At 73.1% G+C, this 16,435-nt stretch carries 16 protein-coding genes; 13 read left to right on the plus strand and 3 right to left on the minus strand.

Annotated features, from left to right (window positions below):
* Positions 1–121: 121 nt before the first annotated feature.
* Positions 122–1,087, minus strand: a complete 966-nt coding sequence (locus GA0070624_RS08440; protein ID WP_091338565.1) for a cyclase family protein — start codon at positions 1,085–1,087, stop codon at positions 122–124.
* Between the two features lie 372 nt (positions 1,088–1,459).
* On the opposite strand from GA0070624_RS08440, the gene mfd reads away from it, so the two are divergent.
* The 4 genes from mfd (at position 1,460) to GA0070624_RS08460 (ending at position 8,796) form a co-directional block, all read left to right on the plus strand.
* Complete coding sequence (mfd, locus tag GA0070624_RS08445) at positions 1,460–5,128, plus strand: transcription-repair coupling factor (RefSeq protein ID WP_091338567.1); 3,669 nt, start codon at positions 1,460–1,462, stop codon at positions 5,126–5,128.
* Between the two features lie 29 nt (positions 5,129–5,157).
* The gene (locus tag GA0070624_RS08450) at positions 5,158–6,066 is read left to right on the plus strand and encodes a hypothetical protein (RefSeq protein WP_245718705.1); all 909 of its coding nucleotides are present in this window, start codon (positions 5,158–5,160) and stop codon (positions 6,064–6,066) included.
* Between the two features lie 2 nt (positions 6,067–6,068).
* Entirely contained in the window at positions 6,069–7,070 is a 1,002-nt protein-coding gene (locus tag GA0070624_RS08455) for a nucleoside triphosphate pyrophosphohydrolase (RefSeq protein WP_091338571.1), read from the plus strand.
* Between the two features lie 106 nt (positions 7,071–7,176).
* Positions 7,177–8,796, plus strand: coding sequence for a DUF885 domain-containing protein (locus GA0070624_RS08460; protein ID WP_091338575.1), 1,620 nt, complete (start codon positions 7,177–7,179; stop codon positions 8,794–8,796).
* Positions 8,797–8,857: 61 nt separating this feature from the next.
* On the opposite strand, the gene nudC is transcribed toward GA0070624_RS08460, so the two are convergent.
* On the minus strand, positions 8,858–9,691 hold the full coding sequence (gene nudC / locus GA0070624_RS08465; protein ID WP_245718706.1) for an NAD(+) diphosphatase: 834 nt from the start codon (positions 9,689–9,691) through the stop codon (positions 8,858–8,860).
* Positions 9,692–9,747: 56 nt separating this feature from the next.
* Positions 9,748–10,440: a hypothetical protein gene (locus tag GA0070624_RS08470; RefSeq protein ID WP_091338582.1), complete on the minus strand. Its 693-nt coding sequence runs from the start codon at positions 10,438–10,440 to the stop codon at positions 9,748–9,750.
* A gap of 227 nt (positions 10,441–10,667) precedes the next feature.
* Between GA0070624_RS08470 and eno the strand changes: the two genes are divergently transcribed.
* From eno to GA0070624_RS08515, 9 genes are all read left to right on the plus strand, one after another.
* Positions 10,668–11,951 carry a phosphopyruvate hydratase gene (eno, locus tag GA0070624_RS08475; RefSeq protein WP_091338586.1) on the plus strand — a complete coding sequence of 428 codons (1,284 nt, stop codon included), beginning with the start codon at positions 10,668–10,670 and terminating at the stop codon, positions 11,949–11,951.
* A 30-nt stretch (positions 11,952–11,981) separates the two neighbouring features.
* Positions 11,982–12,611 (plus strand): FtsB family cell division protein, encoded by a 630-nt coding sequence (locus GA0070624_RS08480; RefSeq protein ID WP_091348397.1) that lies wholly within the window; start codon positions 11,982–11,984, stop codon positions 12,609–12,611.
* A 34-nt stretch (positions 12,612–12,645) separates the two neighbouring features.
* Entirely contained in the window at positions 12,646–13,203 is a 558-nt protein-coding gene (locus tag GA0070624_RS08485) for a DUF501 domain-containing protein (RefSeq protein WP_091348401.1), read from the plus strand.
* Entirely contained in the window at positions 13,200–13,709 is a 510-nt protein-coding gene (locus tag GA0070624_RS08490) for an amino-acid N-acetyltransferase (RefSeq protein WP_091338589.1), read from the plus strand. The genes GA0070624_RS08485 and GA0070624_RS08490 overlap by 4 nt, the downstream gene beginning before the upstream one ends.
* 121 nt (positions 13,710–13,830) lie before the next feature.
* Positions 13,831–14,331 (plus strand): ArsR/SmtB family transcription factor, encoded by a 501-nt coding sequence (locus tag GA0070624_RS35215; RefSeq protein ID WP_091338593.1) that lies wholly within the window; start codon positions 13,831–13,833, stop codon positions 14,329–14,331.
* A gap of 205 nt (positions 14,332–14,536) precedes the next feature.
* The gene (locus GA0070624_RS08500) at positions 14,537–15,478 is read left to right on the plus strand and encodes a Ppx/GppA phosphatase family protein (protein WP_091338595.1); all 942 of its coding nucleotides are present in this window, start codon (positions 14,537–14,539) and stop codon (positions 15,476–15,478) included.
* A 37-nt stretch (positions 15,479–15,515) separates the two neighbouring features.
* Entirely contained in the window at positions 15,516–15,719 is a 204-nt protein-coding gene (locus GA0070624_RS08505) for a ribbon-helix-helix domain-containing protein (RefSeq protein WP_073824963.1), read from the plus strand.
* Positions 15,716–16,093 carry a type II toxin-antitoxin system death-on-curing family toxin gene (locus tag GA0070624_RS08510; RefSeq protein WP_091338598.1) on the plus strand — a complete coding sequence of 126 codons (378 nt, stop codon included), beginning with the start codon at positions 15,716–15,718 and terminating at the stop codon, positions 16,091–16,093. The genes GA0070624_RS08505 and GA0070624_RS08510 overlap by 4 nt, the downstream gene beginning before the upstream one ends.
* Before the next feature lie 68 nt (positions 16,094–16,161).
* Positions 16,162–16,386 carry a hypothetical protein gene (locus GA0070624_RS08515; RefSeq protein WP_218105125.1) on the plus strand — a complete coding sequence of 75 codons (225 nt, stop codon included), beginning with the start codon at positions 16,162–16,164 and terminating at the stop codon, positions 16,384–16,386.
* Positions 16,387–16,435: the final 49 nt, after the last annotated feature.

The raw sequence follows: 16,435 nt of genomic DNA on the forward strand, positions 1-16,435 counted from the left end.
TCAAGTCGCAACATCGACTCCGGTTGCCGCACGTCGCGGTGTCCAGGCGCGCCGGAACCCGCCGTATGCCGCAAGCGGAGTGGACCTTGCCCTCCTAGCGGGGCGGTCGGCGGCGGGAGGCTCAGTCGACGACGGCGAAGGCGCGGACCGGGAAGGTGCCCATGCCGGCCACCATCGGCGGGGCGGCGGTGAAACGGACGCCGTCGGGAGGCAGGGCGTCCAGGCCGGTCAGGTGCTCCACGATCGGGATGCCGGCGGCGAGCAGAGTGCTGTGCGCCGGGCGCTCGCCGGCGGCGGCCGGGCTCATGTCGTCGATGTTGATCGAGTCGATGCCGACCAGGGCGGCCCCCTCCTCCACCAGCCACCGCGCGCCGTCGCCGGTCAGGTAGGGCGCCTCATGCCCGGCGTACCGCTCGGTGCCGAAGTGCGCGTCCCAACCGGTGTGCAGCAGCACCGCCCGCCCCGCGACGTCGTACGGGGCGAGCATCAGCCGGTCCACCGCGCGGGTGCCGGGCGGCACCCGGACCACGAGCCCGGCCAGGTCGGCGAGGCGGTCCACGGACGTAGCGGCGAGGTCCGCGCCCTCCGCCCAGCGGTGCGCGGGGGTGTCGAGGTAGGTGCCGGTGTTCGCGATCATGTCGATCCGGGCGACGTGGAACTCCGTGCCCGGGGCGTAGTTGGCCCGGGACGCCTCCCGGGTCAACCAGTCGCTGATCCGCGGCGCCGGCCAGCCGGGCAGGGTCGTCATCCCATTGGTGATCACGTGGCTCAACTCGAGCAGCCGTCGAGGCGGTGCGCCGCCCCGACCCCGGACATGCCCGGCGCCGGTCTCGCCGGCCGGCTCGGTGGCGCGCGGCCGGCCGGTGCCCCGGCCACCCTTGTGCGGCTCCGCGACGATCGTCTTGCCGCTGATCCGCACCTCGGCGACCATCAGCAGCCCGAGATGCCGGACGAGGAGCCCGGCCAACTCCTCGTCGGTGATCTCCGGGCCCGGGATGTCCAGCCGGAACCCCTCGGTCCGCAGCCCGCCACCGTTGGCGAAGCTGACCTCCGCGTCGAACAGCGCCCGCCACTCCTCTGCTGCCATGCCCTCGACCCGATCATGGGCGGGTCATCACGTCAAGATCCACGCAAATTCACGGAAAGAGTGGCCACTCCGCGCCCCGAGGCCACGCCTTCCCTGAATTTGCTGGCCGCGTCGGGCCCCGCGACCGGGCGCCCCGGGCCCGCGCGCCCCGCGCGCCCCGGACGCCCCAGGCGCCCCGGGCCCCGCGCGCCGGGTGACCGCGCCGGGCGGCATGCGGCGGGGCGGTGGGTGGCGGACGAGCGGGGGCGGGAAGGGGGAGAAGGTCGGTGGGCGGAGATAGGCTGGTGGGCGTGCACCCCCCGTCCGGCCGGACGCGGGGTATCTGTCGTGCGCCCCGCCCCACACCGGCGACCTCCCTGGAAGTGATCACACATGCTCACCGGACTCTTCTCCGCCGCCCTGGCCGACCCCGGGCTGGCCCGGGCGCGTGACCTGGCGCGCTCCGGTGCCGCCCAGGTCGACGGGCTCGACGTGACCGCTCCGGCGGCGTTGCGCCCCTTCGCGGTCGCCGCGGTCGCGGCCGAGCCGGGCGAGGCCGGCGCCGACGGCAGGCCGGGCGGGGGCGCTGGCCGGCCGGTGCTCGCGGTGACCGCCACCACCCGCGAGGCCGACGACCTCGCCTCGGCGCTGGGCAGCCTGCTCCCGCCCGAGCAGGTGGCGGTCTTCCCGTCCTGGGAGACGCTGCCGCACGAGCGGCTCTCCCCGCGTTCGGACACCGTGGGCCGGCGGCTGGCGGTGCTGCGCCGGCTGGCGCATCCGGAGTCGGCCGACGCGCACGGGCGCAGCGGTCCGCTGCGGGTGGTCGTGGCGCCGGTCCGGTCGCTGCTCCAGCCGCAGCTGAGGGGGCTGGGCGACCTGGAGCCGGTCCAGCTCGCCGCCGGCGACGAGGCGGACCTGGAGGAGGTCGCCCGCCGGCTCACCGACATGGCGTACGCGCGGGTCGACCTGGTCACCAAGCGGGGCGAGTTCGCCGTCCGCGGCGGCATCCTGGACATCTTCCCGCCCACCGACGAGCACCCGTCCCGAGTCGAGTTCTGGGGCGACGAGGTGGAGGAGATCCGCACCTTCGCCGTCGCCGACCAGCGGACCATCGAGCTGGTCCCCCAGCTCTGGGCGCCGCCCTGCCGGGAGCTGCTGCTCAACCCGTCGGTGCGCGAGCGGGCCGCCGCGCTGGCCCAGGAGCACCCGGAGCTGGCCGAGATCCTCGACAAGCTGGCCGAGGGCATCCCGGTCGAGGGGATGGAGTCGCTCGCTCCGGCGTTGATCGGCCCGGACTCGATGGAGCTGCTGCTGGCCGCCATGCCGGCCGGCACCCACGTGCTCCTCTGCGACCCGGAGCGGATCCGGACCCGGGCGCACGACCTGGTCCGTACCTCCGAGGAGTTCCTCCAGGCCAGCTGGGCCGCGGCCGCCGTCGGCGGCCAGGCCCCGGTCGACCTCGGCGCCGCCGCCTTCAAGACCCTGGCCGACGTACGCGCGGCGGCCCGCACCCTGGGCCAGCCCTGGTGGACGCTGTCGCCGTTCGGGCTGGTCGAGGCGGAGGCTGCTCCCGCCCGGCAGCCCTGGGAGGACGAGCCGACCGAGGTCGACGTCACCCCCGACGACGCGATTGCGGTGACCCTGGCCGCCCAGCCCGCCCCGCTGTACCACGGCGAGACCGCCCGGGTGGTCGACGACCTCAAGCGCTGGGCCGGCGAGGGCTGGTCGATCGCCCTGGTCTTCGAGGGGCACGGTCCGGCCCAGCGGGCGGTGGAGGTGCTCCGCGACGCCGGCCTCGGCGCCCGGCTCACCGAGGAGGTGCCGACCGCGCCCGCCCCCGGTGAGCTGCTGGTCAGCTGCGGCTGCCTGACCGCCGGCTTCGTCGACGAGGCCTCCCGGTTCGTGCTGCTCACGGGCAACGACGTCACCGGCGGCCGGGGCACCTCGACCCGGGACATGCGCAAGATGCCGAGCCGGCGGCGCAACACCATCGACCCGCTGGAGCTCAAGGCCGGCGACTACGTAGTGCACGAGCAGCACGGCATCGGCCGGTACGTCGAGCTGGTGCAGCGCACCGTCAACGGCGCGTCCCGGGAGTACCTGGTCATCGAGTACGCCCCGAGCAAGCGCGGCCAGCCCGGCGACCGGCTCTTCGTCCCGACCGATCAGCTCGACCAGCTCTCCCGGTACGTCGGCGGCGAGCAGCCCACGCTGCACAAGATGGGCGGTTCGGACTGGCAGAAGTCGAAGGCGCGCGCCCGCAAGGCGGTCCGCGAGATCGCCGCACAGCTCATCCAGCTCTACGCGGCCCGCAAGGCGTCCAAGGGGCACAACTTCGGCCCGGACACCCCGTGGCAGCGGGAGCTGGAGGACGCCTTCCCGTGGCAGGAGACGCCGGACCAGCTCGCCGCGATCGAGGAGGTCAAGCGGGACATGGAGCAGACCGTCCCGATGGACCGGCTGATCTGCGGCGACGTCGGGTACGGCAAGACCGAGATCGCGGTCCGGGCCGCGTTCAAGGCGGTGCAGGACGGTAAGCAGGTGGCGGTGCTGGTGCCCACCACGCTGCTGGTGCAGCAGCACTACAACACCTTCGCCGAGCGGATGAGCCAGTTCCCGGTGACCATCCGGCAGCTCTCCCGCTTCCAGACGCCGAAGGAGGCCGAGCAGACCCTGGCGATGGCCGCGGACGGGACGGCCGACATCGTCATCGGCACCCACCGGCTGCTCCAGTCGGCCGCCCGGTTCAAGTCGCTGGGCCTGGTCATCGTGGACGAGGAGCAGCGCTTCGGGGTCGAGCACAAGGAGCACCTGAAGACCATGCGGGCCTCGGTCGACGTGCTGAGCATGTCGGCCACCCCGATCCCGCGGACGCTGGAGATGGCCATCACCGGCATCCGGGAGATGTCCACCATCGCCACCCCGCCGGAGGAGCGGCACCCGGTGCTCACCTCCGTCGGGGCGTACGACGAGCGGCAGGTGGCCGCCGCCATCCACCGCGAGCTGCTCCGCGACGGGCAGGTCTTCTACCTGCACAACCGGGTCGAGTCGATCGAGAAGGCGGCCCGGAAGCTCCGCGAGCTGGTGCCCGAGGCGCGGGTCGCGGTGGCGCACGGCCAGATGAGCGAGGACGCGCTCGAGAAGGTGATGGTCGGCTTCTGGGAGAAGGAGTTCGACGTCCTGGTCTGCACCACCATCGTGGAGTCCGGCATCGACATCCCGAACGCCAACACCCTGATCGTGGAGCGGGCCGACCTGCTCGGCCTGGCCCAGCTGCACCAGATCCGGGGCCGGGTCGGCCGGGGCCGGGAGCGGGCGTACGCGTACTTCCTCTACCCGGCGGACAAGCCGCTGACCGAGAACGCGCACGAGCGGCTGGCCACCATCGCGCAGCACACCGAGCTGGGCGCCGGCATGTACGTGGCGATGAAGGACCTGGAGATCCGGGGCGCCGGCAACCTGCTCGGCGGCGAGCAGTCCGGCCACATCGAGGGCGTCGGCTTCGACCTGTACGTGCGGATGGTCGGCGAGGCGGTGTCGGCGTTCAAGGGCGAGCGTGCCGAGGAGGAGGTCGACGTCAAGATCGACCTCCCGGTCGACGCGCACCTGCCGCACGACTACGTCGGGGTGGAGCGGCTGCGGCTGGAGATGTACCGGAAGCTCGCCGAGGCCCGCGACGAGGAGCGGCTGCGGGAGGTGGTCGCCGAGATGACCGACCGGTACGGCGAGCCGCCCGTCCCGGTGCAGAACCTGGTCGCGGTGGCCCGGTTCCGGCTGCTGGCCCGCCGGTACGGCCTCACCGACGTGTCCATGCAGGGCAAGCACCTCCGGTTCAGCCCGCTGCCGCTGCCCGATTCCAAGCAGCTGCGGCTCAAGCGCTACCACCCGGACTCGGTCTACAAGCAGGCCCTCGACCAGGTCAGCGTCCCGCGCCCGAGCAGCCGCCGGATCGGCGGGGAGCCGCTGCGCGACCAGGCCCTGCTGGAGTGGTGCGCCCAGCTCCTCTCCGACGTCCTCGGCGACCCGGCGCCGGTCGAGCCGGCCGTCGCCGCCGCCCGCTGACCCCCGACCGCCGGCTGATCATGAAGTTGTTGTCGCGACACGCCGGAGCGGCCGGCAACAACTTCATGATCATCGGCGCGGGGCGGCTCGCCTCGGCGTGGGGCGGCGCGGCGTGGTGGGCGGCGCCACAGGCCGCGACGGGGCGTGAGAGAGTTGCCGGCATGCGTGCTCGCCGTCTCATCGCCGCCGCCAGCGTCGCGGCCCTCGCTGTCCTCTCCCTCGCCGCCTGCGGCCGGTCCGCGCCGAACGTCGCCGCGTACGTCGGGGACACGACCTACTCGGTCGACCGGGTGGACGCCATCCACGACGAGGCCCAGGCGACGTACGCCGACTCGGTCCGGACTCAGGCCCAGCAGCGGGGGCTGACCCCGAGCCCGGACCAGCTCCGGCTGAACGTCGACCGGCAGGACATCCTCAACCTGCTGGTCGGCATCGACCTGGGTAAGCGGATCGCCGCCGAGAAGCAGGTCCAGGTGCAGGACCAGCTCAGTGCCGAGCAGCTCGGCCGGGAGCTGGGCGTGCCGAACACCGAGTACGCCAAGCTCGCCGCCGAGTGGTACGACATCTACCTGGCGCTGCAGGCCGGCCTGCCGCCGGCCGAGCTGACCGACGACTCGCGCGGCAAGCTCTACGACGCGCTGGTCAAGGCCGGCGTGGCCCCGGCCGGCTGGTCCGCGGAGGAGCAGGCCAAGCAGTTCGAGCAGGCGGCGTTCACCCGGCAGGTCTCCGCGGTGAGCGCGGCGCTCCAGGACGAGGTGAAGAAGCTCGACGTCACGGTCAACCCGCGGTTCCCCGCCCTGGAGATTCCGGCGCTGCTGCAGACCCAGAACGGCTTCCGCCAGTACGACCTGCCGTACGTCGAGGGCAACCGGCAGGTCACCGACATCTCCACCCCGGAGCCGGTGGCCACCGAGCCGACCGGTCCGGCCGCCTCCTGAGCATGACCGCGCGGATCGTCCTGCTGGTCACCTCGCCCCGGCTGCCGGCCGGCCTGCTGACCGCGGCCGCCTGGGACGTCGTACGCCAGGCCCCGGTGCTGGCCGGCTCGGAGAGCGAGCTGAGTGCGGCGATCCGCGCGGCGGACGCCGAGGTCACCCTGGTGGCGAGCGGGGCGACCCAGGCGCTGCTCGACGCGGCCGCCGCGCACGGCACGGCGGTCTGGCTGGCCGGGCCGACCGGCGACGAGGCGCTGGCCCGGGAGCTGGGGCTGCGGTTGGCCCGCGAGCCGGGCCTGGCCGAGCTGGAGCTGATGTACGGCTCGTGGGATCCGCCCGGGGCCCGGCTGCTCGACGCGGTCGAGGTGATGGACCGGCTCGCCTCGCCGGGCGGCGACCCGTGGAAGCGGGCGCAGACCCACCGCAGCCTGGCCGGCTTCCTGCTCGAGGAGTGCTACGAGGCGTACGACGCGATCAGCGCCGACGACACCGACGCGCTCCGCGAGGAGCTGGGTGACGTGCTCCTCCAGGTGCTGCTGCACGCCCGGCTCGCCGAGGAGCTGCCCGAGGGCAAGCGGTGGACCGTCGACGACGTGGCCGGCGGCCTGGTCGACAAGATGGTCCGCCGCAATCCGCACGTCTTCGCGGGGGAGCAGGCCGGCACGCTGGAGGAGATCACTGCGAACTGGGAGCGGATCAAGCGGGCCGAGAAGGCCCGCGAGTCGGTGCTCAACGGCATCGCGCTGAGCCAGCCGGCGCTCGCCCTGGCCGCCAAGATCCTGGACCGAGCCGCCCGCGTCCACCTGGCCGTGCCCCTCCCGATGACCGACGCCCAGCCGGACGCCGCGGCGAGACTGGGCGCCACCCTCCTGGCCACCGTCGCGGCGGCCCGCAACGAGGGCCTCGACCCCGAGGCCGCCCTCCGCCGCGCCACCCTCGCCCACGCCGACGCCATCCGCACGGCCGAACGCGCCCTCCGGCCCTCCGGCCCCGACCAGCCGAGTTGATCAAGAAGTTTGCGTCGGGAGACGTGCTTTCGCTGACGCTAACTTCTTTGATCACCGCAGGCTGCGGCGGGGCCTCGGCGGGTGGGGAGATCGGTAGGGTCTGGGCATGGAGTCGTTCGTGCCGCTCGCCGAGCGGATCGTGGAGGCGTTGCTGGAAAGCCGGCCGGGGCTCGCGTCGTCTGCGGGCGACCACCGGTACGACGATCGGCTGCCCGACCTCTCGGCCGACGCCCTCGCCGCCGACCAGGCGATGCTCAAGGACGCGGCCGACGCGCTCTCGGAGATCGACCCGGACTCTCTCGACGTCGATGAGCAGGTCGACCATGCGCTGCTCAGCAGCATGGTCGACCGGGAGCTGTTCGAGGCGACGGAGATCCGCGCGCACGAGTGGGACCCGCTGCGGCACAACCCCGGCCCGCTGCTGCACGCCCTGCTCGCCCGCCCGTACGCCCCGGCCGAGGTGCGGCTGACCCACCTGGCCGGGCGGCTGGCGGCCGTACCGGACGCCCTGGCGACCGCGCGCGCGACGCTGCGCGACATGCCGCGGATCCACGCCGAGACGGCGGTCGGGCAGTTCACCGGCACGGCCGCGCTGATCCGCGACGAGGTGTCGGTGCTGCTGAACGAGGCGCCCGGGCTGTACGACCGGGTCGAGCCGGCGGCGACCGCGGCGATCGCCGCGCTCGAGGAGTTCGTGGCCTGGCTGCGGATCGGCCTGGCCGCCGACGCCGGGCCGGGGCGCGACCCCCGGCTGGGCCGGCCCCGCTGGGAGGCACGGCTCTGGCACACCCTCGACACCGAGCTGGGCGCCGCCGAGGTGCAGCGCCGCGCCTGGGCCAACCTGGAGCGGGTCACCGCGGAGATCCGCGAGGCGGCCGTCGAGCTGGTCGGCGGCCCGGCCGACGACGAGACCGTACGCCGGGCGCTGGACCTGCTGGCCGCCGAGCATCCGAACGACCAGTCCATCGTGGACCTCGCCTCGATCACCCTGGACGAGGCGACGGACTTCGTCCGCGACCACGATCTGATCACCCTGGTCGACGACCCCTGCGTAATCCAGGAGATGCCGGAGTTCGCCCGGGGCGTGGCGGTGGCGTACTGCGACTCGCCGGGCCCGCTGGAGACGGCGAACGTGCCGACCTTCTACTGCATCGCGCCCACCCCGGCGGATTGGCCGGCGCACCGGGTCGAGTCGTTCTACCGCGAGTACAACGACCACATGATCCGCAACCTGACCGTGCACGAGGCGATGCCGGGCCACTTCCTCCAGCTCGCCCACGCCCGTCGGCACACCGGCCCGACCCGGGTTCGCCCGCTGACCGAGTCCGGGGTGTTCGTCGAGGGCTGGGCGGTCTACGCCGAGGAGCTGATGGCCGGCGTCGGCTTCGGCGGCCTGCCGGTGCGCCTGCAGCAGCTCAAGATGCAGCTGCGGATGACCATCAACGCGCTCCTCGACCGGCTGGTGCACTGCGAGGAGCTGCCCGAGTCCGAGGCGATGGCGCTGATGACCGGGCGCGGCTTCCAGGAGGAGGGCGAGGCGGCCGGCAAGTGGCGGCGGGCGCTGCTCACCTCGACCCAGCTCTCCACCTACTTCGTCGGCTGGAGCGAGATGGCCGACATCGCCGCCGCCCGCCCCGACGGGGTTTCGATGCGGGAGTGGCACGACGCGATGCTCGCCCACGACTGCCCGCCGCCGCGCCACCTGCGCACCCTGCTGGGCGGGTAAGGGCCGCCCCCCGTAGAGCAGGGTCCCCTGTCAACACCCCGCCGGGCGCGGACGGCGGCGGTCAGCGCCGCGGGCGGACGGCGACCGCGTCGATCAGCCAGCGCGAGATGGAGTACGCCGGCGGCAGCTCCGCCGGCAGCGCGTCCAGCGGGAACCAGCGGGCCTCGGCCAGCTCCCTACCGTCGACCACCGGTTCGGCGCTCGGCTCGATGGCCGTGGCGGTGAAGCCGGCCAGCAGGGTGCCCGGCCCGGACATCGCCCAGGGCTGGCTGCCGAAGTAGGTCGGCTCGGCGATGGCGAGCCCCACCTCCTCGGCGACCTCCCGGTGGGCGGCCGCCTCCAGCGACTCGCCCGCCTCGACGAAGCCGGCCACCAGGGCCCACAGCCCGGTCGGGCCGTACGCGTGGCGGACCAGCAGCAGTTCGTCGGGGCCGCCACGGCCGGGGCGGGTGATCGCGACCAGCACCGCGGCGGAGAGCTGCATCGGCACGTACAGGTCGCAGTCGGGGCAGCGCCGCGCCGTCTCGCCGGGCACGTCGGCCAGTTCCGCCCGGCAGGCCCCGCACCACCGGTGGGTACGCCGCCAGGTCAGCACCGCCAACGCCCGCCCGGCCAGCGTCACCGGCGGCTCGGGCAGCTCGGCGGCGAGCGCCCGCCAGCTCCGCCAGCGCCCCGGCAGATCCTCGGCGTCCGCCACCTCGGCCGCCCAGGCCGGTACGCCGTCCAGCGTGCCGACCGGCACCCAGTCGGTCCCCGCCGGCAGGTCGCCGACCCATGGGAAGTGCCCGTCCGGTCCGGTCAGCAGCTTGCGCCCGGCAACCGGCAGGGCGATGTCGGTCGGCGCCGGCGGTGTACCGGCGGCCGCGCCGGGGACGAACCCGCGGGCGGCAGCCACCGGGCGGGCGGGGGCGCCCGGTGCGGGGCCTCCGCGAGAATCGGGCGACGGCTCGGTCATGGGGTCGGGGAGCGGCGGTCGACGACGCCGGCCCCGGGCGGCACGTCGAAGGCGGCCGGGTCCACCGTCTCCGTGTAGCGGCTCAGGGCCGCCTCCGCCGGCTTGCCGTCGAGAGTCCCGGTGAAGCTGCCCAGCACACCTTCGGTGGTGACGCAGGCGGTGAAGCTGTCGCCGGACCGGGTGACGTCGACGCAGGTGGCGTGGTGCCCGGCGAGCGTGGTGTCGCTCTGCATGATGGTCGCCGCAGGATCGAGGGCGGCGTCGGTCAGCAGCCGGATCACGGCCGGCGGGGTGACCAGCCCGTGCCTGCCGATCTCCGTGTAGACGATCACCGAGGGCCGCCCGGCGGTCAGCACCGGCGGCAGCACCGTGCAGGAGGTGTGCCCGGTGGCGGTCTCGCACCGGGTCAGGGCCTGCTGGGTCACCACGATCTTGCCGTCCGGCCAGCTGTACGCCGACTGGAGCGGGTCCCGCGTCTGGGCGATCGAGGCGGTCCGTCCACCGGCGAGCTGGTAGTCGGCGGCCCAGGTCTGCTCCAGCGCCCGGTCCATCCGGGCGGCGAGGTCGTTGACCAGGTCGGCCCGCCCGAGAGCCTGTCCGGCGTCGTCGAGGGCCTGGCACCCGGTGACCGTGAGCGACGCGATGACCGAGGCGGCGAGCACGCGGAGAGTGGTCGAGGGGGCGGGCATGCCGCCCAGCCTCGTTGATCGGGGCAACGTCGTGCAAACTCGTTGCCGGTTGACGTACGAGAATTCGGGAATGTCCGTCGTGGCGAGGCGGCGAAGGTCGTCCTGGCCCAGCGCGCCGGGCCACGACGTGCGCCCAGCCGTCGCCCGATACGCTGCGTTCAACACCTGCCCCAGCCGCACCGTCGCGGCCCATGCCGGACCGGAACACACAAACGAGGAGCGACTCAGTGGCAACCATCGAGGGAATCGTCGCCCGGGAGATTCTGGACTCGCGAGGCAACCCGACGGTCGAGGTCGAGGTCGGGCTCGACGACGGCACGATCGCCCGCGCCGCGGTGCCGTCCGGCGCCTCCACCGGCGCCTTCGAGGCGCTCGAGCTGCGCGACGGTGACGCCGACCGCTACCAGGGCAAGGGCGTGGAGAAGGCGGTCACCAACATCGAGGACAAGATCGTCGACCAGCTCATCGGGTACGAGGCCAGCGAGCAGCGGTTGATCGACCAGAAGATGATCGACCTCGACGGCACGGACACCAAGTCCGAGCTGGGCGCCAACGCCATCCTCGGCGTCTCGCTGGCGGTGGCCAAGGCTGCCGCGGGTAGCGCCGAGCTGAGCCTCTTCCGCTACCTGGGCGGCCCGAACGCGCACCTGCTGCCGGTGCCGATGATGAATATCCTCAACGGTGGCGCGCACGCCGACACCAACGTCGACATCCAGGAGTTCATGATCGCGCCGATCGGCGCGCCGACCTTCCGCGACGCGCTGCGCTCCGGCGCCGAGGTCTACCACACGCTCAAGTCGGTGCTGAAGAAGAAGGACCTCTCGACCGGGCTCGGCGACGAGGGCGGCTTCGCCCCGAACCTGCCCACCAACTCCGCCGCGCTGGACCTGATCGCCGAGGCGGTGGAGAAGGCTGGCTACAAGCTCGGCACCGACATCGTCTTCGCCCTCGACGTCGCCGTCACCGAGTTCTTCGACAACGGCAGCTACACCTTCGAGGGCGCGACCAAGTCCGCGGAGGAGATGAGCAACTACTACACCAAGCTCGTCGGCGACTACCCGATCGTGTCCATTGAGGACCCGCTGTCGGAGGACGACTGGAGCGGCTGGGCCACCCTGACCGCCGCCATCGGCGACCGGATCCAGATCGTCGGCGACGACCTCTTCGTCACCAACCCGCAGCGGATCGCCCGCGGCATCGCCGAGAAGACCGCCAACGCGGTGCTGGTCAAGGTCAACCAGATCGGCTCGCTGACCGAGACCCTGGACGCGGTGGACCTGGCCCACCGGGCCGGCTTCAAGTGCATGATGAGCCACCGCTCCGGCGAGACCGAGGACACCACCATCGCCGACCTGGCGGTGGCCACCGGCTGCGGCCAGATCAAGACGGGTGCCCCGGCGCGCTCCGACCGGGTCGCCAAGTACAACCAGCTCCTGCGGATCGAGGAGGAGTTGGCCGACGCGGCGCGGTACGCCGGCGCGAGCGCCTTCCCGCGCTACCGTTCCGCCTGACGCGCGAAGCTCCGGGGGAGGGGTGTGACGATGCAGCAGCGCCGCACACCGGGTGGTCAGCGTCCCGCCCGCCGGCCGGGTCAGGCCGGCCGGACGGCGGGTGCGGCCCGGACCCGATCGTCGGTGGGTGGCGTCCGCGCCGAGCCGCGCGGCGCCGCCGGCCGGTCGCCCGGCGCGGCCCGCGGCGCGGAGGGCGTACGCTCCGCGAGCCGGCCCGCCGCCGCTCGGCGTACCGCGGCCGGCGGCACCGTCAAGCGGCTCGTCGCACCCCACCCCCGGCGCCTCACCGGGCGGGCCACCGTGCTCTTCGCGGTGCTGATCGCCCTCGCCCTGGCGTACACCTACCCGGTGCGCGTCTACCTCGACCAGCAGGCCGACATCGAGCGGATGGAAGCGTCCCAGGCCGACCAGCGCAAGCGGATCGAGGAGCTCTCCGCCGAGGCGGCCAAGTGGCAGGACCCGGCGTACATCGAGAGCCAGGCCCGGGAGCGGTTCTTCATGGGCAAGCCCGGGGAGACCCTGCTGGTGGTGCTCTCCGACCCGGAGGGCGCCGCCAAGGACGCGGGCGCCATGCCGGCGCCGCCGAAGGGGCCGGATCCCTGGTACGGCACCCTGTGGTCGAGCGTGCAGGCGGCCAACGCCGATCAGCCCGACAAGTGAGCATCACCCCAGCACCGAACGAGAGATGGGCACCGTGACCGTCGTACCCCCGCCCGACCCGGCGGCGGATTCCGTACCCCCGCCGGAGCGGCAACCGGCCACCGAGGCCGACCTGGCCGCGGTGGCCGCGCAGCTCGGACGCCCGCCCCGGGGCACCCGGGCGGTGGCCCACCGCTGTCCCTGCGGCCTGCCCGACGTGGTGGAGACGACCCCGCGGCTGGCCGACGGCACGCCCTTTCCGACGCTGTTCTACCTGACCTGCCCGCGGGCGACCGCCGCGTGCAGCCGGCTGGAGTCGGCGGGGCTGATGAGGGAGATGGCCGACCGGCTGGCGGCCGACCCGGAGCTGGCCGCCCGGTACCGGGCGGCGCACGAGGACTACCTGGCCCGCCGGGAGGCGATCGGCCACGTGCCGGAGATCTCCGGCATCTCGGCCGGTGGCATGCCCGGCCGGGTGAAGTGCCTGCACGTGCACCTCGGGCACGCGCTCGCCGCCGGCCCGGGGGTTAACCCGTTCGGCGACGAGACGCTGGCGCTGGTGGAGAAGTGGTGGGCCACCGGCCCGTGCGTGGACGTCCCGGCGGAGCAGTGACCGGGGACGAGATCGTGGTCCGCCGGGCCCGGACGAGCGACGTACGTGGGATCCGGCGGCTGGTGGACACCTACACCGACGACCGGCGGCTGCTCAGCAAGGCCACCGTCACCCTCTACGAGGACGTGCAGGAGTTCCGGGTCGCGGTGACGCCCGACGGCACGGTCGTCGGCTGCGGCGCGCTGCACGTGATGTGGGAGGACCTGGCCGAGATCCGCACCGTCGCGGTGGACCCGACCTGGCGGGGCCGCAAGATCGGCCACCGGATCGTCGGCGAGCTGATCGACGCGGCCCGGGAGGTGGGCGTGGCCCGGATCTTCGTGCTCACCTTCGAGACCCGGTTCTTCGGCTCGTTCGGCTTCCGCGAGATCGACGGCGCGCCGGTGCCGCATCCGGTCTACGAGCAGCTGCTCCGGTCGTACGACGAGGGCGTGGCCGAGTTCCTGGACCTGGAACGGGTCAAGCCCAACACCCTCGGCAACACCCGCATGCTGCTGCGCCTCTGACGCCAGGTGCGACCACCGCCGCCGCGTCAGGCCCGCCGGGGGTGGGCCGCGAAGAAGTCCCAGATCAGGTCGGTGGCCACCAGGCCCGCATCCGGCGCGGCGAGCAGCCCACCGGTTGGCGATGCGCGGACTGGAGGGCCTGTTTCGTGGCTTGCACCCGGCGATCCGCTGGCGGCCACCCGTGCTGGAGGTGCGGACCTGGTGGGGTGGGGAAATGGCCGGGACCGGCCAGGGCCTCGTGCTGCTGCCCTCGCCGTTGGCAGGTCCGCTCCCGCGGGTGCTGGTCGAGCCCCGCCGGCCGGTCCTGCTCGTCTACCCCGTGGCGATGCCGCGGCGGGCCGCCGACCCGGCCGCCGAGCCACTCGGTCGCCTGCTGAACGGCACCCGGGCGGCGGTGCTGCGTCGCCTCGCCGAGCCCGGACGGCACACCACCACCGCGCTCGCTCGCGCCGTCGGGGTCAGCCTCTCCTCGGCCTCGGAGCACGCGACGGCCCTGCGGGCCGCCGGTCTGATCACCACCGACCGCACCGGCGCGGCGGTCCAGCACCGGCTGACACCGCTCGGCGCACACCTGCTCGGCGAGTTCCCCGGTGCCGCAGTTGCCGACCGTCCCGAGTGCTGAGCGGCCCGGCCCCCAGCTGCGCCGCTTCGGCATTCGCCGTGTCGACCTGCCGGCGACATGACGCTCACGAGGGATATGCCTGTCGGTCATATTTATGACTCGTAGGCATATCGCTCCATGGGTCACCGTCTCCCGGGCGCGGGTCAGGTTGTACCGCGGGGCGGGACCGTCTGGCTGCCGTATGGTTGCTGCCGTGACGACGCGCGTGGCCGCCATCGACTGTGGGACCAACTCCATCCGACTGCTGGTCGCCGACCTGCCCGACCCGTCCGCCGGCCCGACGGCGCCGCTGGTCGACCTGAGCCGGCGGATGGAGATCGTCCGGCTGGGCCAGGGCGTCGACAAGACCGGCCGGCTCGCCCCGGAGGCGATCGAGCGCACCCGGGTGGCGCTCGCCGACTACGCGGCCGAGATCGAGAAGTTCGGTGCGGAGCGGGTGCGGATGTGCGCCACCTCGGCGACCCGGGACGCCGCCAACGCCGGCGACTTCCGGGCGATGGTCGAGCAGACCCTCGGCGTGACGCCCGAGGTGTTGACCGGCGACGAGGAGGCCCGGCTCTCCTTCACCGGGGCCGTGCGTGGGCTGCCCGCCGACGCCAAGCCGCCGTACCTGGTGGTCGACATCGGCGGCGGCTCGACCGAGTTCGTGGTCGGCACCCGCGAGGGCGGTGTGCAGGCCGCGGTCTCGATGGACATCGGCTGCGTCCGGATGACCGAGCGGCACCTGCATGGCGATCCGCCGAGCCTGGACGAAACCGCCGCCGCCCAGGCCGACATCGCGGTCGCGGTGGACCGGGCGCTAGCGGCCGTGCCGGGCCGCGAGGCCGCCACGCTGGTCGGGCTCGCCGGCTCGGTCACCACCGTGGTCGCCATCGCTCAGGGCCTCCAGGAGTACGACCCGGAGCGCATCCACCACGCCCGGGTGTCGTACGAGCAGGTCGCCGACGTGACCGCCGACCTGCTGGCGAAGACCTGCGAGGAGCGGCTCGCCATCCCGGTGATGCACAAGGGCAGGGCCGACGTGATCGGCGCGGGCGCCCTGGTGCTGCGAGTGATCATGGAACGCGCCGGAATGTCGTCCGTGATCGCCTCCGAGCACGACATCCTCGACGGCATCGCCTGGAGCCTTGCGGAGACCTCGGGATAGGTTGGTTTTCCCTGCGTATGGGCGGTATGATTTCCATATGGTCACCACGGTCAATCTGCCTGATGGGCTGCATGAGCGGCTCAAGCAGCTCGCCGAGCAGGAGCACCGGTCGATGAATGCCACCATCGTTGTGGCGGTCGAGGAGTATGTCTCGGCCCGCAGTCACCGTGCCCGTGTGCGGGATCTTGCGCGGGAGGTTGCCGAGCGCGACGCCGAGCTGCTGCGGCGGTTGGCGGAGTGATCAATTATCTCGAGGTCGACGACCTCGTGGAGATCGCCTCGATCGTGTTGGGTGAGACGCCGCAGGTCCGTGATTTCGGTCTGCTCTCGTCGGCGGTGGTCCGCCCGGCCACCGTGGCGTTCGGCCAGGAGGCTTACACCGATCTCTGGAGCAAGGCCGCCGCGCTGCTGCACTCGGTCTGCATGAACCACGCCCTGATCGATGGAAACAAGCGTCTCGCCTGGGCGGCGGCGCGTGTGTTTCTGGCCCTCAATGAGGTGCAGATCCAGGATGTCAACGTTGATCAGGCCGAGGCTCTGGTGATGTCGGTGGCCAGCGGCACCCTCACCGAGGTCTCTGACATCGCCCGCGAGCTCCGCAAGCTCTACGTCTGATCCATCGCGCAAATTCTGTCGCAGATGCCGGACGGCATCGCCTGGAGCCTGGCCTGAGAATCGACCAGGTGATCGACGTCGAGCTGCTGATGGACGAGCTGGGGCGGGCGGGAGTGTCCGTCCTGCTCAAGGTCGACCACGAGCGGACGGCGGACTTCATCGGCAAGCCCTGGACGATGCTGCCGTCCGGGCCGGGCCTCGGCGAGCGGGGCCTCATCCGCACCGACGCGAAGACCCTGGAGGATGCCCTCGACTACTGCCTCGGCGAGCTCGTTACGTGTGCGGGCGACTAGAGCTGGGGGTGGACCGGCTTAAGTCCCGGTCGTGACCTCGCCGGAAGGA

The organism is Micromonospora rhizosphaerae (assembly GCF_900091465.1).
Lineage (GTDB): Bacteria > Actinomycetota > Actinomycetes > Mycobacteriales > Micromonosporaceae > Micromonospora > Micromonospora rhizosphaerae.